The following is a 22,183-nucleotide window of genomic DNA, read 5'->3' on the forward strand; positions in this document are numbered from 1 at the left end:
CAATTAGGCTGCGGCAGGAGCTGGAGCAGCTGCTGGGGCTTCGGTGCGATGCGATTTGGCAGCATCTTCACGTTGTACCGACTTCATCATTGGCGAAGGAGCGGTTTCCGCTTTCTTCAGCTTGACGGTCAGGTGACGCAGCACGGCATCATTGAATTTGAATGCGGTTTCCAGCTCGACCAGGGTCTCGTTGTCGCATTCGATGTTCAGGCAGATGTAGTGTGCTTTGGCCAGTTTCTGGATCGAGTAAGCCATCTGACGACGGCCCCAATCTTCAACACGGTGCACGGAGCCACCGCGGGTCGTTACAGTGGTTTTGTAACGTTCGATCATCGCGGGCACTTGCTCGCTCTGGTCCGGGTGGACGATAAATACGATTTCGTAGTGACGCATGAAAACTCCCTTAAGGACTTGTGAATATAGCCCACCCTGGCGTCAAGACAGGTGTGGGAAGAGGTAAGCCCGCGACTATAGCAGCTTTTTCAGCGGAACGCCAGCATGGTGTTGCCGGTGCTACAGTGCGATTTTCTTGTCCTGGGAACACGATCATGAAGCATCTGATTGCACTTGCAGCGCTGCCCGCCCTGCTGTTCTCTCCGCCCGGTCTGGCTGCTGCACCGCACGAAGCGGCGCCCATCAAGACCCGCGCCTACAGCACCCCTGCCCTGCTGTTCGCGCTGCGCACCGACACCCAGACCCTGGCGCGCCTCACGCCCGTGCTCGACCCCAGCTTCGATTTCGTGCCCGGCCCGCGCGAAGATGCGCGCCAGGGCAATGGCTACCGCCACCTGGGCGACTTGGCCCTGACCGTCCGCACCGGCGATGGCGCGCAGCGCTCCTACACCTCGTTCGAGGCGCGCCGGCCGATCCGCATACTGCCCGCAGGCCGGGCGCTGGCCGCTGCCGACATCAGCGCCAGCATGGGCGCCGAGATGGGCGCCAGCGCACCGCTGGCGGTGGAACGGCGCTGGCTCAACGAACGCGGCACGCTGGTGCTGCGCTTTACGCTGATCAACCGGGGCCGGCAACCGGTGCAGGTGGTGTCCGCCAGCATGCCGATTGTGTTCGAGCAGCATGGTTTCGGCGCCACTGCCGAGGAACGGCAGGCCAGCAGCAGCACCGTCAAGCCGCGCCCGGGCGCGCTGGGCTCGGTGGAAGTGGCGCGCGCGAACGGCCAGGCACCGGCGCTGCGGCTGCAACCGGACGGCCGCACCCGGCTCGATAGCTGGCAAGACATGCCAAGCGGGCAACTGCAGGGCGAACAGTACGCCAGCTGGGTCACCAGCGGGTTTACCCTCAAACCGGGCGCCAAACGTGACATCGGCGTGCGATTCGTGATCCAGCCGCAAGGGGCAACGCGCTGATTTCTCATAGGGGAGCGCGACAAACTCCCCTGTGCAACAACTTTTTTCACATTATTTCGCTCAAAGCAAGAAATTCCCTTGCATTGGCGGTCATACTGTACAAAAATACAGACTGTCTATATACACAGCCCATTTTTTACTGACCACGCCCATGATCAAGCTCACCGCACGCCAGGAACAAATTCTCAATCTGATCAAGGACGCCATCGAAAACACCGGCTTCCCGCCCACGCGCGCCGAGATTGCCAACGAACTGGGCTTCAAGTCGGCCAACGCCGCCGAGGAACATTTGCAGGCGCTGGCGCGCAAGGGCGCGATCGAAATCGCTGCCGGCACCTCGCGCGGCATCCGCCTGCTCGGTGTGCATGCCGAACCCTCGACGTCCAAAATGCCTGCCGCGCTGATGATGTCGCTGCCGCTGATCGGCCGCGTGGCTGCCGGTTCGCCGATTCTGGCGCAGGAAAACCTGGAAGCGAGCTACAACGTCGATCCGGCCATGTTCTCGGCCAAGCCCGACTACCTGCTCAAGGTGCGCGGCGAATCGATGCGCGACGCCGGCATCATGGATGGCGATTTGCTGGCCGTGAAAAAAATCGACAGCGCCAAGAATGGCCAGATCGTGGTGGCGCGTATCGGCAACGAGGTAACGGTCAAGCGCTATCGCAAGACGGGGTCGCTGGTGGAACTGCTGCCGGAAAACCCGGAGTTCAAGATCATCAAGGTCGATCCCGAGGCGGACGAGTTTGCACTGGAAGGCCTGGCAGTAGGCCTGATGCGCACCTGGCACTAAAAAATATGGACCGCCGCGGCGGTCCATTGTTTTAACAACCTTCCAGCGCGCAGCTGAAGTCTTCCAGCAGGTCGTCCTCATCCTCGATGCCGACCGACACCCGTATCAGCGACTCCGCAATCCCCATCGATGCACGCCGTTCGGCGCCCATTTCAAAGAAGATCGTGTGCGCCACCGGGATGATCAGGGTGCGCGTGTCACCAAGGTTCGACGCCGGGATCGCCAGCTTGAGGCGATTGAGGAAGTCGAAGCAATCGATGCCATCTTTCAGCTCAAAGCTCAGCAGCGAACCGTGCTTGCGGAACAGCTCGGCGCTGATGCCATGCTGGGGATGCGACGCCAGGCCCGGGTAGTACACCGCCGCCACCCGCTCGTCCGATTCCAGCAATGTGGCCAGCGCCAGCGCGTTGCTGCTGGTGCGTTCCATGCGCAGCGCCAGGGTTTCGGCGCCGACGGCAATGTGGTGCGCCGCCTCGGGCGCCAAGGACGAGCCGAAGTCGCGCAGCGCCTTGGCGCGGATTTGCGCCAGGCCCCATTGCACCGGCTGCGCCTTTTTATAGTTCTCGTAGATGTTGGGGAACCGGGTCCAGTCGTACGCGCCGGTGTCGGTCAGGCTGCCGCCGAGTGCATTGCCGTGGCCGCCGATCGACTTGGTCAGCGCATTGACCACCAGGCCGGCACCGACCGATTTCGGCCGGAACAAATACGGCGTGGTCATGGTGTTATCGACCACGTACAGGATGCCGCGCGCCTGGCACAGTTCACCAATGCGCTTGAGGTCCGCCACCTGCGTGCGCGGGTTGGCGATGGTTTCGACAAACACCACGCGGGTGTTGTCGGTGATCGCCGCCTCGACATTGGCAACATCGGTGGCATCGACAAACGACACGCCCACGCCCTGCGCCATGGTGGTTTGCCACAGGCTGTTGGTGTTACCGAACAAGAACGACGACGACACCACGTGGTCGCCGGTGCGCAGCAGCGCCTGGAACACGGCGCCGATCGCGCCCATGCCGGTAGCGAAGCAGATCGTGCCCACGCCCTGCTCCATCTTGTTCACCTTGTCTTCCAGCGCGGCGATGGTCGGGTTGCCCTGGCGACCGTACCGGAAGCCCGGCTCCTTGCCCTGGAATACCGAGGCCAGCTGGCGCGCATCGGCATAACCGAACGCGACCGACGTATGGATCGGCTTGTGCAGCGAACCGTGCTCGATGCCCTTCTGGCGGTCGTTGTGCAGGATGGTGGTGGTGAAACCGTAGTTTTTCTTGTCTGTCATGGACGATCAGCCCTCGGCGGCGGCCAGGTTCAGGTTCAGCTGCGAACGGCCCGCGTCTTCCGGCTTGGCGGCCTTGGTCGGGTTGTTGCGCTCGTTTTCGAGCTTGTCCAGGTACTCGCGGCTGACGTCGCCGGTGATGTACACGCCGTCGAAGCACGACGCTTCAAAGCTGGTCAGCGCCGGGTTGACGTCGGAAATGGCTTGCTTGAGCGCATCGATGTCCTGGTACACCAGGGCGTCGGCGGTGATCTCGCGGCACACTTCTTCCACCGTGCGGCCGTGGGCGATCAGCTCGTCGCGGGTAGGCATGTCGATGCCGTAAACGTTCGGGTAGATCACCGGTGGCGCGGCTGATGCGAAGATCACTTTCTTGGCACCCGAGTCGCGTGCCATCTGCACGATCTCGCGGCTGGTGGTGCCGCGCACGATGGAGTCATCGACCAGCAGCACAACCTTGTCCTTGAACTCGTCAGGAATCGCGTTCAGCTTCTGGCGCACGGATTTCTTGCGTGCCGCCTGGCCTGGCATGATGAAGGTACGGCCGATGTAGCGGTTTTTAATGAAACCTTCGCGGTATTCCTTGCCCAGTGCCAGCGCCAGCTGGATTGCTGCCGGACGCGACGAATCGGGAATCGGCATGACGACGTCGATATCGTCGGCCAGGCCTTCGCGCACGATTTTCTTGGCCAGGTACTCGCCCATTTTCAGGCGGGTGCTGTACACCGAAGCGCCATCGATGACGGAGTCGGGACGGGCCAGGTACACGAATTCGAACACGCACGGATTGAGCGACGGATTGTCGGCGCACTGGCGCGTGTGCAGTTGCTTGTCGTTGTCGATGAACACTGTTTCGCCGGGCGCGATGTCGCGCACGAAGCGGAAGCCCATGCCTTCGAGCGCCACCGATTCGGAGGCGATCAGGTATTCGTTGCCCTGCTCGGTTTCATTGATGCCCAGGCACAGCGGACGGATGCCGTACGGATCGCGGAAGGCCAGCAAACCGACGCCGGCGATTTGCGCCACGGCAGCATAGCCGCCGCGCACGCGGCGCATCAGCACGGTAACCGCCTGGAAAATGGTTTCGGCATCGATCGAGATATCGACCGTGGCCTTCTGGATTTCGTGTGCTAGCACGTTGAGCAACACTTCCGAATCGGAATCGGTGTTGATGTGGCGGCGATCGTTCTTGAACATCTCTTCCTTGAGCTGTTCCCAGTTGGTCAGGTTGCCGTTGTGGGCCAGGGTGATGCCGAACGGTGCGTTGACGTAGAACGGCTGCGCTTCTTCCTCGCTTGACGAACCGGCGGTCGGGTAACGGCAGTGGCCGATGCCCGAGTTGCCTTGCAGCGTACGCATATTGCGGGTACGGAACACGTCGCGCACCAGGCCGTTGGCCTTGTGCATGGCGAACATGCTGCTGTGATTGGTAGCGATACCTGCCGCGTCCTGGCCGCGATGCTGCAACAGCAGCAGTGCGTCATACAGCAGTTGGTTGACAGGTTGATGGGAGACGACGCCGACGATGCCACACATGTTGATGCTCCTGGACTGGACTTGCAGATTTAAAAACGTTGATTCAATTCACAAATTTAAACTTCAAAAATTCACATGCTGCGCCATCGCAGCAGGAAGGTAGTCCTTGACCACGCGCGCCCCCAGCTCGCAGTACGGGCTGAGCAGCGCATTCTTCCAGAGTTCTTCTTGCGGCAATGCCGTCATCCCACCCAAGATGACGGCGGCCAGCACGATTACAAGGCCACGGCCCAGGCCGAACACGGCGCCGAGCAGGCGGTCGAACAGGCTCAGGCCGCCGGCGTCGAGCAAGGCGCCCAGCACCATCGATAGCAAACCCATCAGGATCCGCGCGCCGATGAACAGGGCGATGAACGCCAGGATCAGCCGCAGCACTTCCCCGGGCACAACTTCGGGCAGCATGACCGCCAGTTGCGCCGCATAGGCGTTGGCCACCACGAATGCCACGATCCAGCCCACCAGCGACAGCACTTCCTTGACCAGTCCGCGCACCATGCTGATCACGACCGACGCGGCCAGCACGAAGATCACCAGGTAGTCGAAGATGGTCACGACAGACGTCCCGGACGGTGCAAACAGGTCAGACGGTTTCCAGGCGGCCAGCCAGGCCCATGCTTTGCAGCTTGGCGCGGACTTTTTCCGCCTCTTCCTTGCTGCTGAACGGCCCCACGCGCACGCGCGTGACCTCGCCCGACGGCGCTTTTTGCGTGTACGAATTGATGCCGGCCTGCTTGAGGCGCTCGCGCAGTTCGCTGACCTTGGCCTGGTCGCTCAGGGCTGCCACTTGCAGTACGAATTTCTGGCCGGATTCGGCTGCAACGTTGGACGCACCAGGGGGCTTGGCGGTTTTGCCTTCCAGGATGGCCAGGGCGCGCGCATCCTGCGCCTGTTTGCTCTCGGCGGCGGGCTTGGCGGCAGCTTTGGCTTCGGCGGCTTTGATGTCGGCAGCACGCGATTCGGCCAGCTTGCGGTCGGCTTCGGCGCGGGCATCCGCCTTGGCTTTGGCTTCCTCGCGGGCCTTGGTCCTGGCGTCGGCTTCCTCGCGTGCCTTGGTCCTGGCGTCGGCTTCCGCCTTGGCGTCGGCCTTGGCTCCCGCCTTGGCGTCGGCCAGCTTGCGCTCGGCTTCGCGCCTTCGCTCCTGCTCGGCGCGGCGGTCGGCTTCCTGCTTGTTGCGAGCGTCGGCCTCGGCCTTGGCGCGCGCTTCACTGGCGGCCACCGAGCGGTCCAGCTCGTCGGAATGCGCCTGGGCTTGCGCCGACAGGCCGGTCTCGGGCTTGGCGCCCGGCTTGGCCGCTACCGCAGCAGGCTTGGCGTCCTCGACAATTTCTTCGCTGTTGTCGAGCGTATCGCTGTCGGGAATGGTGGCGGCGCGACGCTCGCCGCCAACGGCCGGGGCGCCGGCAGAACGTTCTTTCGAGGGAATTTTGATATCGATGTCGGACGCCAGCGGCTTGGGCTCGGAGTCGAGCAGCATCGGCAAACCGACCGCCACGGCCAGCGCCAGGGCGATGGCGCCGACCAGGCGGCGGCGCGCGCGTTTCTTTTCAGGCAAGACTGGATCGTCCGCTTCGCGGTCGCGCGAGCGTCGGCGCGGACCATCGGTGGACGAAGCGCGCTTGGACCGGGCACGCTCGAGCGCGGCCTGGTCATCGGCACTGGTGTAATAGCCGCTGTCCTGGGCGGATTCTTGCTTGTTTTTGCCGAATTTCGAGAACAAGCCCATGCGTGATTTCAGTCCTGTGTGTTCAATGGAATGAGGATTTTCGCGCTGCCATGACGCCGGCAACGGTGAGGAAAGATCCAAAGACCACAATTCTATCATTCTCCCCGGCCCGGCTGACCGCATTTGCGTACGCTGCTGCCGGATCGTCGAAGATATTGATGGTCCGTTCGGCCTTGTCTTCCTGCACCAGTTGCACCTTGGCCGCCAGTTCCGACGCCGTGGCCGAGCGCGGCGACGGCAAGGTGGCCAGGCACCAGTGATCGACATGCTCGGACATGGCGGCGATCACGCCATCGATATCCTTGTCCTGCATGGAGCCGAATACGGCGAAGGTGTAAGGGTGAAAGCCCATGTTGCCGAGGTTCTGGTTCAGCGCCGAGGCCGCGTGCGGATTGTGGGCCACGTCGAGGATCACGGTCGGACGGCCCGGCAGCACCTGGAAGCGGCCCGGCAGTTCCACCGTCACCAGGCCGGTGCGCACTTCCTGCGCGCCCACCGGCAATTCGATGCGCAGTGCCTCGAGCGCGGCCAGCGCGGCGCAGGCGTTGAGAATCTGGTTGGCGCCGCGCAGGCTCGGGTACGCCAGCGAATTGCGGCGCTGCGAGCGGCCGCCGTAGTTCCACTGCTGCTTGTCGCCCGAATAATTGAAGTCGCGGCCCATCAGCCACAGGTCGGCGCCGATTGCCTCGGCATGGTCGATCAGTGTTTGCGGCGGCACCGGATCGGAGCAGATCGCTACCTTGCCGGCGCGGAAGATGCCGGCCTTTTCGAAGCCGATCGCCTCGCGCGTGTCGCCCAGGTAGTCGGTGTGGTCGATATCGACGCTGGTGACTATCGACACATCGGCATCGACGATGTTGACCGCATCGAGGCGGCCACCGAGGCCCACTTCCAGGATCACCACGTCCATGCCAGCGCCGGCCAGCAGACGCATGATGGCCAGGGTGGTGAATTCGAAGTACGTGAGCGTGGTGTCGCCGCGTGCAGCCTCGACCGCGTTGAACGCTTCGACCAGCGCCTCATCAGTGGCCAGTTCGCCATTGACGCGGGCGCGCTCGTTAAAATCGAGGAAGTGCGGCTTGATGTACAGGCCCACCTTGTAGCCGGCGCGCAGCAATACCGATTCGAGCATGGCGCAGGTGGAACCCTTGCCGTTGGTGCCGGCCACCATGATCACCGGGCAGGTAAATGCCAGTTGCAGGCGCTGCTTGACGGCAAGCACGCGGTCAAGGCCCATGTTGATGACGGTTTCGGCATGGCGCGATTCGAGCAGCGCAAGCCAGGCAGGCAAGGTGGTGGGGAGATTGGACATGTGGGGCTCAGAAATAAGAAACGGCGCGCAGGATCATATCCGATTGCGCGCCGCGTGGTGGGAACCTCGCAAACCGTAGCGAGGTCCCTTTAGGCTATTACTTCTACCGGTTGATTTTGCAGGAGAGCCAGCAAGCGGGCGATTTCTTCGCGCATCTTGCGGCGGTCGACGATCATGTCGATCGCACCCTTGGTGACCAGGAACTCGGAGCGCTGGAAGCCTTCCGGCAGTTTCTCGCGCACGGTGTTCTCGATCACGCGCGGACCGGCAAAGCCGATCAGCGCTTTCGGCTCGGCCATTACCACGTCACCCATGAAGGCGAACGAGGCGGACACGCCGCCCATGGTCGGGTCGGTCAGCACGCTGATGAATGGCAGTTTTTTCTCGGACAGCTTGGTCAGCATCGAGGTAGTCTTGGCCATTTGCATCAGCGACAGCAGGCCTTCCTGCATGCGGGCGCCGCCGGTGGCGGTGATGCAGATGAACGGCACTTTCTGTTCCAGCGCCGCTTGCGCGCCGCGCACGAAGCGCTCGCCCACTACGGAGCCCATGGAACCGCCCATGAAGTCGAACTCGAAGCACGCCACGACAACCGGCATGCTGAGGATGGCGCCGCCCATGACGATCATGGCGTCGGTTTCGCCGGTGGCTTCCATGGCCTGCTTGAGGCGGTCAGGATATTTTTTGCTGTCCTTGAACTTCAGGGTATCGACCGGCAGCGTGTCCATGCCGATTTCGTAACGGCCACCGGCGTCGAGCAGGCTGTCGAGCCGCTCGCGGGCGCGGATGCGCATGTGGTGGTCGCACTTGGGGCAAACGTGCAGGTTCGACTCCAGGTCGGTGCGGTACAAAACCGATTCGCACGACGGGCATTTGACCCACAGCCCTTCGGGCATGGTTTTGCGCGCGGCAACGTCGGTGCGCTGGATACGCGGGGGCAGCAGTTTCTCTAACCAACTCATAATTTCTCCTTGCAGCTTACTCGTGGCCGAAGTGTAGCCGTTTCTGGCGACCCTGTCGAACATTGCAATACATTAATTTTAGACTTTCGTCATGGGTGCAATACGCCTTTAGAAGGAAATACCCACGAGATTGGCCGCCATATTCGATGGCGGCCAATGGGCCACAATCAGGCGTCCAGCGCAGTCCGGATACCGCCCACGAAAGTTTGCACCGCTGCTACCGCGCCTTCGGCGCCGTGCTGTTCGATTTCCTGGATGATGCGGCTGCCGATCACCACGGCGTCGGCCACTTCGGCCACGGCGCGGGCGGTGGCGCCGTCGCGGATGCCGAAGCCCACGCCGATCGGCAGCGAGACGTGTTCACGGATTGCAGCCAGGCGCTGCGCCACTTCCACGGTGTCGATATTGCCGGCGCCGGTCACGCCTTTGAGCGAAACGTAATAACTGAAGCCGCCGCCAACACGCGCCACCTGCCGGATGCGTTCCTCGGTCGAGGTGGGCGCCAGCAGGAAGATCAGGTCCAGTTCGGCGGCGCGCATGGCGGCGGCGAAGTCTTCGCACTCTTCCGGCGGATAATCGACCACGATGGCGCCGTCGGCGCCCACCGCCTGCGAATTGGCGATGAAGGCATCGGGGCCGATGCGTTCGATCGGATTGGCGTAGCCCATCAGCACCACCGGCGTGGTCTGGTTGGTCTTGCGGAACTCGGCCACGTAATTAAAGACGTCGCGGATGCCGACGCCATGCGCCAGCGCGCGCTCGCAGGCGCGCTGGATCACCGGGCCTTCGGCCATCGGGTCGGAGAACGGTACGCCGAGTTCGATGATATCGGCGCCACCGGCCACCAGCGCGTGCATCAGGGGGACCGTGAGCGCGGGGCCGGGGTCGCCAGCGGTAATAAAGGTGACCAGGGCGGTCTTGTTTTGCGCTTTCAGCGCGGCAAAAGTAGTAGCGATGCGGGACATGAATTGTTCTTTCGACGATAACGGTAACGGGACGTTCTAACCCGCACGGCAAACTGGAGTCGGCCCCATGCGGGGTCAGCCCCAGCGCTTGCGGGTGCGGAGCGGATCAGCTGAAATTGAGCCCCATCCGCTCCGCCACCGTATGCATATCCTTGTCGCCCCGGCCCGACAGGTTGGCCAGGATGATCTTGTCCTTCGGCAGGGTAGCGGCCAGCTTCACCGCGTACGCCAGCGCATGCGACGATTCCAGCGCGGGAATGATGCCCTCGATATGGCAGCAATCGTGGAACGCCTGCAAGGCCTCGTCGTCCGTGATCGAGACGTACTCGGCACGGCCAATGTCTTTCAGATAAGCGTGCTCGGGCCCGACGCCCGGGTAGTCGAGGCCGGCGGAGACCGAGTGGGTCTCGATGATCTGGCCGTTCTCGTCCTGCAGCAAATAGGTGCGATTACCGTGCAACACGCCCGGATAGCCCTTGGTCAGCGAGGCCGCGTGCTTGTTGCCGTCGAGGCCCTCGCCCGCCGCTTCCACGCCGATCAGGCGCACCTGTTTCTGGTCGATATACGGGTAGAAAATGCCCATGGCGTTCGAACCGCCACCGATGCAGGCGGTCACCACGTCCGGCTGGCGGCCCGTCATTTCCGGCATCTGCACCAGGCACTCCTCGCCGATCACCGACTGGAAGTCGCGCACCAGCATCGGGTACGGGTGCGGACCGGCCACGGTACCGATGATGTAAAACGTGTTCTCAATGTTGGTGACCCAGTCGCGCATCGCTTCGTTGAGCGCGTCCTTGAGGGTTTTCGAACCGGACTCCACCGGCACCACGGTCGCACCGAGCAGCTTCATGCGATAAACGTTTTGCGCCTGGCGCTTGACGTCTTCGCTGCCCATGTACACCACGCATTCGAGACCGAAACGGGCGCAAATGGTGGCCGTGGCCACGCCATGCTGGCCGGCGCCGGTCTCGGCAATGATGCGCTTCTTGCCCATGCGGCGCGCCAGCAGCGCCTGGCCGATCACGTTGTTGATCTTGTGGGCGCCGGTGTGGTTCAGGTCTTCGCGCTTGAAATAGATTTGCGCGCCGCCGCCGATCTCGGACCAGCGCTTGGCGTGGTAGATCGGCGAGGGACGGCCGACGAAGTGCTTGAGCTCGTAACGGAATTCTTCGAGGAATTCCTGGTCTTTGCTATAGCGTTCGTAGGCGGCATTGAGCTCGGCCAGTGCGTAGGTCAGGGTTTCGGCCACGAACGAGCCGCCGTACGGGCCGAAGTGGCCGGTGGCGTTGGGGAAGTCGTAGTCGGTGGCGTGGAACAGGGGCGCTGCTGCACCAATCTCAGGCAAGGCTTTCATGGGGGTGTTCTTTCAGGGTTGCTCTGTCGAGCTGGTCATCTCCGGCCCGCACTGCCGCAATAAAATCGGCGATCTTGCGGGCGTCCTTGATCCCCTTCGCTGCTTCGACACCGCTGCTGATGTCGACCGCGTAGGGGCGTACGCTCACCACCGCATCAGTGGCGTTGTGTACGCTCAAGCCACCACTCAAAACGACCCGAGGCGCGAGCTCTTTTGGAACGAGAGACCAATCAAAACCCTTTCCTGCGCCACCATAAGCATCCACATATGTATCCAGCAACAGGCTGGTGAACAAGGGACTGGCGGCACGGCATAGCTGCTCGTATTCTAGCAAATCGGCGGGCGCGGTGTCAGGTTTCACCCGGAACACGCGCAGGAACTGTCGCCCGGACGCTGCAGCGATCGCTGCCGACTCGGCGATGCTCTCGTCGCCATGCAGCTGCACCAGCGACACCGGCGCCACCTTGACCACGGCCGCAACCTGTTCCGGCGTGGCGTTGACGAACAGGCCGGTGCAGGTGACGAACGGCGGCACGGCCGCGATCAGCGCGGCAGCCTGCTCGGGCGTGACGTAGCGCGGGCTGTTCGGATAGAACACGAAACCGATGGCGTCGGCGCCCAGGGCGACTGCCGCCTGCACGTCTTCCACGCGGGTCAGCCCGCAAATTTTGATACGGGTACGATGCATGGCGTTTCCTTTAGAACCAGGGCAGCGGCGAGGTGGTCTCGAGCGGCAGTTCCCACTTGGGGTCGTAATCGATTTTGGCCAGGTACAGGCCATCGGGCATGAAGGTGGGCGCGGCAGCGTGGCGGTCTTTCGACTCCAGCAACTCGCCGAGCCACTCGGGCCGCTGGCGCTTGGAGCCGATGTACACGAGCGAACCGACCAGGTTGCGCACCATGTGGTGCAGGAAGGCGTTGGCGGTAATGGTAAACACCACCAGCTCACCGTGACGCTGGATGCGGATGTCGTGCATCAGCTTGACGGGCGACTTGGCCTGGCACTGGGCCGCGCGAAACGCCGTGAAGTCGTGCCAGCCCAGCAGCGGCGGCACGGCCTGCTGCATCAGTTCCACATCGAGCGGACGGAAATAAAAGCCGGCGCGTCCTTCGAGCAATGGCGAGCGGGTGGGATTGTTGTACAGCACGTAATGATAAGTGCGGGCGCGCGCACTAAAGCGGGCATGGAAGAAATCGTTGACGCCCGGGTCGCCCGGCAGTTCCTTGGCCCAGCGCACCGCGATCGATGGCGGCAGGAAGGCATTCACGCCGCGCAGCCAGGCATTGGGGTCGCGCGACAGGTCGGTGTCGAAGTGGACGACTTGTTCGAGCGCATGGACGCCGGTATCGGTGCGGCCGGCGCAGGTGGTGGCCAGCGGCACCCTGGCAAATTTCTCCAGGGCCCGTTCGAGCTGGTCCTGCACCGTGTGGCCGCTTTCCTGTTTCTGGTAGCCGTGCCAGGCGGTGCCGTCGTACTGCAGGCCGATTGCGATCCGTTTCAATTGCTGCCCAATCTGAATTTCCGAATCGGCCATTATATCGCTTGCACCGCCGCGCCTGGAGCGCCTGATAAAACCTCCAGCGCAAGGCGCAGCGACGAAGACAGTACGAACGTACGGCGAGGAGCTGCAACGCCGCCGGTGCTTAGCGGCTCGAGCGCCTGATAAAACCTCCAGCGCAAGGCGCAGCGACGAAGACAGTACGAACGTACGGCGAGGAGCTGCAACGCCGCCGGTGCTTAGCGGCTGGAGCGCCTGATAAAACCTCCAGCGCAAGGCGCAGCGACGAAGACAGTACGAACGTACGGCGAGGAGCTGCAACGCCGCGCTGGAGGATTTTATCAGGCGCGCTTAGACTAACTGCTCCTTCATGGCAGTGGCCTTGGCCACCTGCTCATCGCTGCCACCGCGCAGCACTTCGTCGAGCAGTTCGCGGGCGCCTTCCTTGTCGCCGATTTCCTGGTAGGCGACCGCGAGGTCGAGCTTGGTATCCATTTCCATGTGCAACGCCGACATTGGTTCGGCACGGCCAGCATCGGCACTTGCGACTGGTTCTACCGGCTCAGGCTGGCTGCTCAGGTCGAAATCGATGCCGGAGAGGTCGAACTCGGGTGCAGCGTCCTTGTCAGCCAGGGCTGGCGCTGGCGCCGGGGCCGGCTCTGCTGGCGGCACGGCCAGGGCCGGCACGTCGGGAATGGTGAAGTCGGCAGCGTCGAAGTCGAGCGGTACGCGGGTGGCATCGGCGTCGGCTGCCGCAGGCGCCTTGTCCAACGCGGCCGGCTGGGCCGGTTCGGCTGGCAGGTCGAGGCTGAAGTCCATGCTCGGATCGTACGCTGGCTCCTCGGCCGGCGCCGGCGCAGGCTTGTCGAGCGACAGGTTGAAATTGTCATCCTGCAGGAACGGCGCGGTATCGGCCGGCACTTTGCCGAATGGATCCTGCGCATACGGGTCGGGCGCGGCAAAGTCGAGGTCGCCCAGGCCGAAATCGGCAGCATTCGCTTGTGCAGCCACCGAAGCCGGCGAGACGGCCGCATCCGCCGCCTGCGGCAACGCGGTTTCCAGGTCGTCGTTGAAACCGGGGTCGTAGGCGGCCGGCGCAGTATCATACGCATCAGCACCGCCTGCGGTTGCGCCAAATGCGGTCACCTCGGCCGGTGCATCGCCATCGGTGTCTTCATGATCGTAGGCGGCATAGCCCGCAGCGGCCGTGGCAGCCGCCACTACGCCGGCCGTGGCGGCCAGCGGCGCGGCGCCGAAGCCGTCGGCGCTGTCGGCATCCGGGCTGGCGTACAGCGGGTTGCCTGGTTCGAGTTCGCGGCCCATGCGCGCGGCTTGCGCCCATTCGTCGCCCTGCCCGCGCGTGAGCGAATACAGTTCCGACGCCTGGCTCTCGAAGGTGCGGGCGTCGTGGCGGTTGGCGTAGATTTCCAGCAGTTTCAGGCGCACGGCATGGCGCTCGGGATGGTTGCGCAGCGCTTCCTTGAGAATTTCCTCGGCTTGCGCATCGCGGCCATAGGCGATGTACACATCGGCTTCGGCCACCGGATCGACTTCGTTGTTGTCGAGCTGGCTGGCCGACGGCGCGAAGTGGGTGTCGAAGGCGCTATTGTCGGCGCCGACCACCGGCTCCACCGCCGCCGCATCTGTCGCAACACCGGCGGCCACACCACCTGCAACAGCAGCGGCTGGCGCGGCCGGCGCCGGATCCCAGGCTGGCGCGGCATCGAGACCATCGGGACCGGATTCGTCGCGCGGCACCACGAACTTGCGGCGGCGACGCGCGGCAATGGCAGCCAGCGCCGCCACCACGGCCACCAGCAGACCGGCCACCAGCAGGCCCACCATTTGCGAATTGGCCATCAGCTTGTCGAACAGGCCCGGTTCTTCAAGCTTACGCGGCGGAATCACTGGCGCCATCCGGGTTGGCGCCGGCACGGACGCGGCCGGCTCAGCGGCGGTTGGTGCAGCCGGCGCGACCGGGGCCGTGGCGGCCGACTTGCTCTTGACCTCCATCAGCTTCTCGAGGTCGTTGACGTTCTTTTCCAGTTCCTGCACCCGCGACGAGGCGTCCTCGACCTGCTTCTGTTTGGCGATCTTGTCTTCGACGGCGGCGCCGGTCTTGCCTTCGCCCGGCTTGTCGGCCGTGGCCTTTGACAGGGTGAGCTTGTCGCGCGCGGCGTTGACGGCGTTCGGCTTTTCCTCGACCTTGGCGGTAATCTTGCCCGACGAGCTCTGGCCAGTGCCGGCATCCTTGGACGGCGTGCTGTTGGCGACCTGGCCTGCCAGACGGGCGCGGTAGGCGTTGAAGTCGCGCGCATGCGCCACCACCACGCTGCGGGCACTGGACTCGCCATCGCCGTCGGCGGCACGGATGGCGCCGGCATCAGGCACGGCCAGGATCTGACCGGACTTCAGGCGGTTCATATTATTGCCCATGAACGCTTCCGGGTTAGCGCGGTACAGCGCCACCAGCATCACGTCGAGCGAGACATCGACTGGCTTGACCTGGCTGGCGATGGCGCTCAGGGTATCGCCGCGCTTGACGGTGATTTCGTCGACAGTGGCCTTGGCCGCCGGTTTGGCGGCTGGTTTGGCGTCAGCGGCAGCGGGCGCCCTGGCTGCGACCGGCGCAGTGGCCGGCGCCGTGGTAGTAGTGGGTGTGCGGGCCGGCCCCAGGTCCACCGGCGCGGCCACCTGCGGCGACTGTGCGCCGCGCATTTCGGGTGGATCGAGCAGGAAGGTGTATTCGCGCACCATGCGCCCGCCATTCCAGTTCAATTCGAGCAGCAGGTCGACAAACGGTTCGTTGAGCGGCTGGCTGGACGACACGCGCACCACCTGGCGGCCGCTGCGCTGTTCGACCTCGAAGCGCAGCGCCGAGAGCGCCGGGTTGAAATCGATGTTGGCGGTGCGGAAGGCGTCGGCCGGCGCCAGCCGCACCGACAGGCCGCTGGCCTCCTCGGGGGTGACGGCGCTCAGCTCGATTTCGGCGCGCAGCGGCTGGCCCAGTGCGGACAATACAGTGAGTTTGCCGAGTCCAGCAGCGTTAGCCGATATCAACACTGCGCTGGCAACGGCGCCGACAAGGGTTTTCAACGCGAATGAGACGATGCTGGAGCGAGTGTTTACGGACATAGTGGCGGGCGACAATTGGTTGTTAGAGGGAAAATGTTACTTTCCCAGATATATCAACATAACATCATGGTCCCACCGAGGCAAGCGTCGCACGCCGATACCCCGCCTCCAGCGCCGCCGCGCGCGGTAAAAACATCATTTACCGGCGCCACCGGGTCAAGCCGTCTCCTGGGTGGCCTCCTGCACCTCCCAGGCCAGCCCCGGCGCCGGGCCCAGCCGATACGAAAATGCCAGCGTCACTCCGCCCTGCAACTGCGGCTTTCCGGGCAATTGCAGTGGAAGGTTCAGGCTGCTTTCATAGTCGCGCAGGGCGATCCCGTCATACACCTCGATGCGCGTGAGCAGCCGTGGGCCGTCGCCCAGCACCTCGGGCAGGCGGATGGTGGCCGCCGGCAGCGTTGGGCCGTCCAGCGCCTGCCAGTCCAAAATGGCGGCGGCATTGATTTCAAAAATGCGGCCCCAGTCGGCGCACGGCTGTTCCTGGCTGCGGCCGGGCGCACCCAGGTGGACGGCGATGGCGGCCGGCACCAGCGTGGCCTGCGGCGCCTGGATATACAGGTTGCGCATGATCGACACCTGCGGCTCCTTGCCCAGCGCCGTGTTCATGGTTTCGCTGACGATGACATCGACCGGTGCGCCAGGCGCAATGCGCCAGGTGGCGGCGTCGGTACAAACGAACTGCGCCACGTGGGCGCCATAACCGAAGCCCTCGATCAACGCGCGCGCATCGTCGAGCGCGTCGGCGTGGACTTCCAGCAGCGTGAACTGTACCTGGTCCGGTGTGAACAGCGCCATCAGTGGCAGGGCCAGCAGTGCGAACGGACCGCAGCCCGCGTACAACACTGCAACCGGCCGCTGCGGCGTCATGGCGGCACGAATGGCCTGCGCCAGTCCCTGGATGAAAGCGGCAGTGCGAAACGGCTCGCGCGCACACAGGGCTGCTTGCATCGGAGAAATGGCCTTGCCACTTGGCAGGATACTGGTGCCCACACTCATGTGGACCGAACCGTCCATGCACAGCCGCGTATGCCGTTCGACCAAGGCGCGCAGTTCGCCCGTTTCGCCGATCAGCGACGCGAGCGAACGTGTCGGATCGGCCAGCGCACCGGCGATGCGCACCAGCTCGGCGTGCGTGTTGAGGGAAGTGGAGGAAGCGGCCGGTTCAAAAGTCGTCGTCATAAAAAAACCTGCCCACAGACTTGGTAGCAGGCAGCCATTGGTTGGCAGAGGGGAAATGTTACTTTCCCAGATATATCAACATAACACCATGCCCTCACCAAGGCAAGCCTTGCATATGGAAATCACCAGGAAGGATATTAACTTCTGGTAAATATTAATAATATTTTCATCCGGCACACTCCCGAATACTTAATATGACGGGCTTGTTACTCCCAACATTGAATCAATAAATCACCCTGCCATAACTACCATATCCCTATCAAAAGCGCTGCATCAAAAAGACGATTGTTACGAAAAAAAATGCAGGATTTTTCTCTTTACTTCCAGTGAAATATTTCCGAAAATAACTAAAGATCTTTCTATGTTTTTCTGTTTTTCACCAAGGGGGAACTGTATGTCGGAATGTTATCTGGGCGAGATTCGCATGTTTGCGGGTGCCTATGCGCCGGAAGGATGGATGTTATGTAATGGGCAATTATTAAGTATTGCCGGGAATCAGGCGTTGTATACGCTGCTCGGTACCGTCTATGGTGGCGATGGCGTCACCACGTTTGCCTTGCCAGACTTGCGTGGCCGGGTGCCGCTGCACAAAGTCGCGAATTATCAATCCATGAACTATCCGCTGGGCAACCAGATTGGCGTCGAGGCCGTCACATTGACCACCAGCCAGATGCCGGCCCATACCCACGTGGCGATGGCGCAGTCAGGGCCGGGCAACTCGTCCACTCCTCTCAACAATTACTGGGCGGCCACTGCAGCCACCAACATCTACGCGCCGGCCAGCGGCACTGCACTGGGGTCCATGGCGCCGACCGACATAGTGTCCGCAGGCGGTTCGCAACCGCATGAGAACATGATGCCGTATCTGTGCATTTCATACATTATTTCCACCATCGGGATATTCCCCACCCAGAATTGAGCAGCCGGAACGGGCAAATTTAATACCCAACTTATCACTCAGGAGTTGATTCAATGGATCCATTTTTGGCCGAGATACGACTGTTTGCCTTCGGCATCACCCCAAAGGGCTGGATGCCTTGCGAAGGACAGTTACTGCAGATTAGTACCAACGTTGCGCTGTTTTCGCTGCTCAGTAATCAATATGGCGGCGACGGCAAGGTCACGTTCGCCCTGCCCGATCTGCGCGGGCGCGTACCGCTGGGATATACCAGCGTGTACCCGCAAGGCACCGCTGGCGGTGAGGCGCAACATAGCTTGACCATTGCTGAAATGCCCACCCATAACCACCTGGTTAACGCGTCCAGCAACGCTGTGTCGACCGCAACCCCGATTGGCAGCACCTGGGCCAGTTTCGACAACGGCTACAGCGCCACCCAGAATGCGTCGCTCTCGCCGCTGGCGATCGCGGTGACCGGCGGCAGCCTCCCACACCAGAATATGCAGCCATCAATGGCGCTGAATTTCTGCATCGCCGTGTCCGGCTTGTACCCACCCCGCCCTTAAGGAAAAAACCATGGCAGATCCATTTTACGGAGAGATTCGTCTGTTTACCGGGACCTTCGTGCCGGCCGACTGGGCCGCTTGCGATGGCACCTTGCTGCAGATCCAGCAATATCAGGCGCTATACGCGGTCATCGGTATCACCTACGGCGGCGATGGCAAGACAACCTTCGCCTTGCCCAACCTGAATGGCAGGGTCCCCGTGCACCAGGGCCAGGGCCCCGGCCTCACGCCCCGCCAAGTCGGTAAAGACGGTGGTTCGGCAACAGTTACGCTGACCCAAATGACCATGCCGAACCATACCCACACACCCGTGGCGCTGGACGCGGAGGGTACCGCCAATACGCCGACCAACGCGGTCTGGGCGCAATTGGTCGATCACGGCGGCTTCGAACCGGAGGCACTGGATCAATACACCGTTCCCGGCAGCGGCACGCCCGTCGCCACCATGGCGCCAGCGGCGCTGATGCCGACCGGCGGCAACCAGGCCCACAATAATATGCAGCCCTATTTGCCACTACGCTATATCATCTGCCTGTACGGCGAATTCCCCATGCGTCCATAAGCGACGCAAGACAAGCCGTAGCGTATCTTTCGCTACGGCTTTCAAGCTCCTTCCCGAGTCCTACAAACCGCTTTCCCGTACCAGCACCCCCGCCACCTTGCGCGCGCCCTGCCACAGCAGGCTGCTGCGTTCCCCTTCGATATGGGCCACCACCGGCGCCAGGCTGGCCGCCCCACCCCGCATTTTTTCCGACTCCAGTTGCAAGGTCACGCGATACCAGGCCTCGTTGGCCAGCGATTCGCCGTGCTGGCCCGCGCGCGCGGCGATCGGTCCACCGTGGACCGAGGACAACATGGGCTCGGGCAAAGCCCGGCTGGCGGTACGATCGATGCCGATCACGGTGGCGGTCATGGCCGCGCCATCGTGGCGGTGTTCGATCAGCCGCGCATGCGCGCCCGGCTTGATGCGGGCGATATCGGATTCATGCACGAATACCTGCGCCAGCGCCACCTGGTTGCCCACCACCCGCGCCAGCACATGGCCGCGCCCCACCCAGCCGCCCGGGTACAGGCCGGGGTCGAGATCGCGCACCACGCCGGCGTGCGGCGCGGTCACCGTCAGGCGCCCCGCTTCGGCATCGTGCAGCGCATATTCGGCGCGCACCGCCGCCAGTTCCTGCTCCAGCACGCGCGAACGCTCGTACAGCGCGGGGTTATCGATGGCGCCGTTGATCTGCCGCACCAGCCCGTCGATGCGGCTTTGCAATTGCAGCATCTGGCTATCGACCGCCGGCGCCGCCAGCACGAACAGCGGTGCACCGCTTTGCACGGCCTGGCCTTCGCGCGCCAGCACCTGCTCGATGCGTGCGGCCATGGGCGGGAACAGCTGGCTGTGCTTGTCCGCCTGCCAGTAGCCGTCCGCCACTACGTCGGTACGCCACGGCACGGCCAGCAAGCCGAACAGGACCAACAGCACGAGACCGCTGCGCCATGCATTGCCGGTCCAGCGCTGGCGCAGCGACCACCAGGCGCGCATTTCATTCCATAAAGGGCGCAGCACGAACCAGCTTATTTCCACCGCAAACAAGATTACTCCCAACGCTTTGAAAAAGAAAAAATACACGGCGGCGGCGATGCCGGTGAACATAATCAGCCGGTACAGCCAGGTGGCATACGCATACAGCGTGAGCCAGCCCGCACGTGCCGCCAGTTGCGGCTCGGGAAATGGCGCGCGCACGCCCAGCACGGCACGGCGCAGGCGCCAGCGCGCGATGGCAAAGCTGCGCTCGGACAAATTGGGCACGTCGAGCAGATCCATCAGCAGGTAATAGCCGTCGAACCGCATGAAGGGATTGAGGTTGATCGCCAGTGTACTGATCCAGGTGACCGCCGCCAAGATGTACAGCGCGCTCTTGAAACTGCCCTCCGGCGCCAGGCTCCACAGCAACGCTGCGATGCCCGCCAACAACAATTCCGCTACCACGCCGGCGCCGCCGATGGCCAGCCGGGCGCGCCGCGAGGTCAGCTTCCACGCCTCGGAGGTGTCGGTGTATAGCAACGGCCACATCATCATCATGGCCACGCCCATGGCCGGCACCCGCACCCCGTAATACTTGCAGGTGTAGGCGTGCGCCAGTTCGTGCAGCACCTTGGCCAGCGCCAGCGCCACGCCGTAATACAGCGCACCCTGCCACGAGAAAAAGTACAGGAAGGTGCTGGAGAATGCCGGCCACTGGTCGAGCACGCGCCATATACCGAGCAGCGACAACAGCCCGCACGTGGCGAAAAACGCCGGCCGGAACAACGGCAGCACCCACTTGCCGGTGCGGTCGAGAAATCCATCGGGCCGCACCAGCGGCACGCGGAAGAACAGGTAATGGTGCAGCAGCCAGGTCAGCAGCTTGGGCTGGCGACCAGCCGCCACTTTTTGCAGGTGGCTGCGCAGTTGCGGATGCTCGGTGCGCAGCAGTTCGTTCATTTGCAGGAAGCGCTGCACCTCGAGCACATCCTCGGGCGCCGGCGCCAGCGCGGTGTCGTGGGCCACCGCAGCGCACAGCTCGCCGGCCTGCATGCCGCCGCGCCAGCGCGACAGCAATTCGAATTCCAGCCAGCCGAGACGGAAAAAGCGGTTGCGCACGGCGTCGTACACATGCCAGTGCGGCGCGCCGTCCAACCCCGGGGGCGCCGGCTGCAAGGCCAGGTCTTCGCGCAGCGGGGCCAGGTATTCATGTGCGAGGTCGGCGTCCTGCCCGGCGCTGGCGACTGCCGGGCCGGCAGTGTGCGCGATGGTGGCGTGCTCGGCCAGATTCATGGGCGCCACCGCATGCGGGCGTCGAGCCCGTCGTCGGACACCACATCAAACCCCAGCCGCTCGTACAGACGGCGCGCGCCGGTATTGGCCAGCCTCACGGTCAGGTGCAGTTCACAGCCGCCCTCGGCAGCACGCTGCTGCAACTGCACCAGCGTGCTGCCTGCACAGCCCTGGCCGCGCGCCTGCGGCAATACGCTGAGATCGACCAGCCGTAGGCCGTCGGCATCCGCATGCACGACCGCCCGCCCTACCGGTGCGCCGGCGTGCTCGATCACCAGGTATTCGGCGCCGGGATAGCTGGCCTGGTAAGACAGTCCCTGGGCTTTTTGCTGCATTGCAATCATCGGGGCGATCATCGGCCGCAACGCGGGGTCGGCAGCCAGGGCTTGCAGGTCGTCGCGGGTGGACAGGTAGAGCGCATCGAGAAATTCCTGGTCCGACAGTGCAGCCGAACGCAATAACACTGCGGCTGTCAATGGCATGGCAGACAAACTAACAGAATGTTCATTATTAAAAAGATACTCCCAGATGACCGTCAATATTATGTCGTGGGCGGTGTGGACAATGCAGCTAGCAGTGAAGATTCTCACCAATTATCACTATTTGTCGACGTGTGAGGGGAATCTGATGCGTGCGCGAGACATTATTTTCGTTCGTGTTGAGTTGTGTCGTCAAGAAAGAAACAACGTTAAAAAATATACGGCGGAGACTGGCTAATATTGCCGTGCAGCAGCTACAATAATTTCCAAAAAAAATGCAACACACAGATCCGAACTGGTGACTTTTGGTGAGTATTATTATTTATATATCACCAT

The 22,183-nt window shown here is 62.9% G+C and carries 20 protein-coding genes; 5 read left to right on the forward strand and 15 right to left on the reverse strand.

What is annotated here, in order from left to right; translation table 11 throughout:
• Positions 1–3: 3 nt before the first annotated feature.
• Positions 4–393, reverse strand: a complete 390-nt coding sequence (rpsF, locus tag F8197_RS08715) for a 30S ribosomal protein S6 (RefSeq protein ID WP_019922641.1) — start codon at positions 391–393, stop codon at positions 4–6.
• A 155-nt stretch (positions 394–548) separates the two neighbouring features.
• Here rpsF and F8197_RS08720 point away from each other — a divergent pair, with 155 nt between their 5' ends.
• Together F8197_RS08720 and lexA are read left to right on the forward strand one after the other, a co-directional pair.
• Positions 549–1,364 carry a DUF5695 domain-containing protein gene (locus F8197_RS08720; RefSeq protein WP_152881549.1) on the forward strand — a complete coding sequence of 272 codons (816 nt, stop codon included), beginning with the start codon at positions 549–551 and terminating at the stop codon, positions 1,362–1,364.
• Between the two features lie 151 nt (positions 1,365–1,515).
• A complete protein-coding gene (lexA, locus tag F8197_RS08725; protein ID WP_056140332.1) occupies positions 1,516–2,154 on the forward strand; it encodes a transcriptional repressor LexA in 639 nt (212 codons plus the stop codon).
• A gap of 31 nt (positions 2,155–2,185) precedes the next feature.
• Here the strand turns inward: lexA and F8197_RS08730 are convergent, their stop codons facing one another.
• From F8197_RS08730 to F8197_RS08785, 12 genes are all read right to left on the reverse strand, one after another.
• Complete coding sequence (locus tag F8197_RS08730; protein WP_152881550.1) at positions 2,186–3,430, reverse strand: cystathionine gamma-synthase family protein; 1,245 nt, start codon at positions 3,428–3,430, stop codon at positions 2,186–2,188.
• Between the two features lie 6 nt (positions 3,431–3,436).
• Positions 3,437–4,963 (reverse strand): amidophosphoribosyltransferase, encoded by a 1,527-nt coding sequence (gene purF / locus F8197_RS08735; RefSeq protein WP_019922644.1) that lies wholly within the window; start codon positions 4,961–4,963, stop codon positions 3,437–3,439.
• 63 nt (positions 4,964–5,026) lie between these two features.
• Entirely contained in the window at positions 5,027–5,515 is a 489-nt protein-coding gene (locus tag F8197_RS08740) for a CvpA family protein (RefSeq protein WP_056140341.1), read from the reverse strand.
• Between the two features lie 28 nt (positions 5,516–5,543).
• The gene (locus tag F8197_RS08745; protein WP_152881552.1) at positions 5,544–6,686 is read right to left on the reverse strand and encodes an SPOR domain-containing protein; all 1,143 of its coding nucleotides are present in this window, start codon (positions 6,684–6,686) and stop codon (positions 5,544–5,546) included.
• 22 nt (positions 6,687–6,708) lie between these two features.
• Positions 6,709–7,998 (reverse strand): bifunctional tetrahydrofolate synthase/dihydrofolate synthase, encoded by a 1,290-nt coding sequence (folC, locus tag F8197_RS08750; RefSeq protein ID WP_056140347.1) that lies wholly within the window; start codon positions 7,996–7,998, stop codon positions 6,709–6,711.
• 89 nt (positions 7,999–8,087) lie between these two features.
• Positions 8,088–8,960, reverse strand: coding sequence for an acetyl-CoA carboxylase, carboxyltransferase subunit beta (gene accD / locus F8197_RS08755; RefSeq protein WP_152881553.1), 873 nt, complete (start codon positions 8,958–8,960; stop codon positions 8,088–8,090).
• Between the two features lie 167 nt (positions 8,961–9,127).
• Positions 9,128–9,925, reverse strand: coding sequence for a tryptophan synthase subunit alpha (gene trpA, locus F8197_RS08760; RefSeq protein WP_152881554.1), 798 nt, complete (start codon positions 9,923–9,925; stop codon positions 9,128–9,130).
• Between the two features lie 106 nt (positions 9,926–10,031).
• Complete coding sequence (trpB, locus tag F8197_RS08765) at positions 10,032–11,279, reverse strand: tryptophan synthase subunit beta (protein ID WP_152881555.1); 1,248 nt, start codon at positions 11,277–11,279, stop codon at positions 10,032–10,034.
• On the reverse strand, positions 11,263–11,967 hold the full coding sequence (locus F8197_RS08770) for a phosphoribosylanthranilate isomerase (RefSeq protein ID WP_152881556.1): 705 nt from the start codon (positions 11,965–11,967) through the stop codon (positions 11,263–11,265). Before F8197_RS08770 ends, trpB begins: the two co-directional genes overlap by 17 nt.
• Positions 11,968–11,977: 10 nt before the next feature.
• On the reverse strand, positions 11,978–12,781 hold the full coding sequence (truA, locus tag F8197_RS08775) for a tRNA pseudouridine(38-40) synthase TruA (RefSeq protein ID WP_152881557.1): 804 nt from the start codon (positions 12,779–12,781) through the stop codon (positions 11,978–11,980).
• A 348-nt stretch (positions 12,782–13,129) separates the two neighbouring features.
• Positions 13,130–15,796, reverse strand: a complete 2,667-nt coding sequence (locus F8197_RS08780; RefSeq protein WP_304506163.1) for a FimV/HubP family polar landmark protein — start codon at positions 15,794–15,796, stop codon at positions 13,130–13,132.
• A gap of 273 nt (positions 15,797–16,069) precedes the next feature.
• A complete protein-coding gene (locus F8197_RS08785; protein WP_152881558.1) occupies positions 16,070–17,092 on the reverse strand; it encodes a hypothetical protein in 1,023 nt (340 codons plus the stop codon).
• A 394-nt stretch (positions 17,093–17,486) separates the two neighbouring features.
• Between F8197_RS08785 and F8197_RS08790 the strand changes: the two genes are divergently transcribed.
• From F8197_RS08790 to F8197_RS08800, 3 genes are read left to right on the forward strand one after another with little or no spacing between them, the layout of a single operon-like run.
• Positions 17,487–18,011 (forward strand): phage tail protein, encoded by a 525-nt coding sequence (locus tag F8197_RS08790; protein WP_152881559.1) that lies wholly within the window; start codon positions 17,487–17,489, stop codon positions 18,009–18,011.
• Positions 18,012–18,064: 53 nt separating this feature from the next.
• Positions 18,065–18,556, forward strand: coding sequence for a phage tail protein (locus F8197_RS08795; RefSeq protein ID WP_152881560.1), 492 nt, complete (start codon positions 18,065–18,067; stop codon positions 18,554–18,556).
• 10 nt (positions 18,557–18,566) lie between these two features.
• Positions 18,567–19,118 (forward strand): phage tail protein, encoded by a 552-nt coding sequence (locus tag F8197_RS08800; RefSeq protein ID WP_152881561.1) that lies wholly within the window; start codon positions 18,567–18,569, stop codon positions 19,116–19,118.
• Between the two features lie 60 nt (positions 19,119–19,178).
• On the opposite strand, the gene F8197_RS08805 is transcribed toward F8197_RS08800, so the two are convergent.
• Together F8197_RS08805 and F8197_RS08810 are read right to left on the reverse strand one after the other, a co-directional pair.
• The gene (locus F8197_RS08805; protein ID WP_152881562.1) at positions 19,179–21,368 is read right to left on the reverse strand and encodes an HlyD family efflux transporter periplasmic adaptor subunit; all 2,190 of its coding nucleotides are present in this window, start codon (positions 21,366–21,368) and stop codon (positions 19,179–19,181) included.
• Entirely contained in the window at positions 21,365–21,850 is a 486-nt protein-coding gene (locus F8197_RS08810) for a GNAT family N-acetyltransferase (protein WP_152881563.1), read from the reverse strand. The genes F8197_RS08805 and F8197_RS08810 overlap by 4 nt, the downstream gene beginning before the upstream one ends.
• Between the last annotated feature and the right edge of the window lie 333 nt (positions 21,851–22,183).

It is taken from the genome of Duganella sp. FT27W, assembly GCF_009295655.1.
Classification (GTDB): Bacteria; Pseudomonadota; Gammaproteobacteria; order Burkholderiales; family Burkholderiaceae_D; genus Rugamonas; species Rugamonas zoogloeoides.

Coding starts and splice junctions, on each gene's coding strand:
- accD (WP_152881553.1), bottom strand. CDS start 8,960: ATGAGTTGGTTAGAGAAACTGCTGCCCCCGCGTATCCAGCGCACCGAC.
- folC (WP_056140347.1), bottom strand. CDS start 7,998: ATGTCCAATCTCCCCACCACCTTGCCTGCCTGGCTTGCGCTGCTCGAA.
- trpB (WP_152881555.1), bottom strand. CDS start 11,279: ATGAAAGCCTTGCCTGAGATTGGTGCAGCAGCGCCCCTGTTCCACGCC.
- F8197_RS08785 (WP_152881558.1), bottom strand. CDS start 17,092: ATGACGACGACTTTTGAACCGGCCGCTTCCTCCACTTCCCTCAACACG.
- F8197_RS08790 (WP_152881559.1), top strand. CDS start 17,487: ATGTCGGAATGTTATCTGGGCGAGATTCGCATGTTTGCGGGTGCCTAT.
- F8197_RS08745 (WP_152881552.1), bottom strand. CDS start 6,686: ATGGGCTTGTTCTCGAAATTCGGCAAAAACAAGCAAGAATCCGCCCAG.
- purF (WP_019922644.1), bottom strand. CDS start 4,963: ATGTGTGGCATCGTCGGCGTCGTCTCCCATCAACCTGTCAACCAACTG.
- trpA (WP_152881554.1), bottom strand. CDS start 9,925: ATGTCCCGCATCGCTACTACTTTTGCCGCGCTGAAAGCGCAAAACAAG.
- F8197_RS08810 (WP_152881563.1), bottom strand. CDS start 21,850: ATGCCATTGACAGCCGCAGTGTTATTGCGTTCGGCTGCACTGTCGGAC.
- F8197_RS08770 (WP_152881556.1), bottom strand. CDS start 11,967: ATGCATCGTACCCGTATCAAAATTTGCGGGCTGACCCGCGTGGAAGAC.
- F8197_RS08805 (WP_152881562.1), bottom strand. CDS start 21,368: ATGAATCTGGCCGAGCACGCCACCATCGCGCACACTGCCGGCCCGGCA.
- rpsF (WP_019922641.1), bottom strand. CDS start 393: ATGCGTCACTACGAAATCGTATTTATCGTCCACCCGGACCAGAGCGAG.
- F8197_RS08800 (WP_152881561.1), top strand. CDS start 18,567: ATGGCAGATCCATTTTACGGAGAGATTCGTCTGTTTACCGGGACCTTC.
- lexA (WP_056140332.1), top strand. CDS start 1,516: ATGATCAAGCTCACCGCACGCCAGGAACAAATTCTCAATCTGATCAAG.
- F8197_RS08730 (WP_152881550.1), bottom strand. CDS start 3,430: ATGACAGACAAGAAAAACTACGGTTTCACCACCACCATCCTGCACAAC.
- F8197_RS08795 (WP_152881560.1), top strand. CDS start 18,065: ATGGATCCATTTTTGGCCGAGATACGACTGTTTGCCTTCGGCATCACC.
- F8197_RS08720 (WP_152881549.1), top strand. CDS start 549: ATGAAGCATCTGATTGCACTTGCAGCGCTGCCCGCCCTGCTGTTCTCT.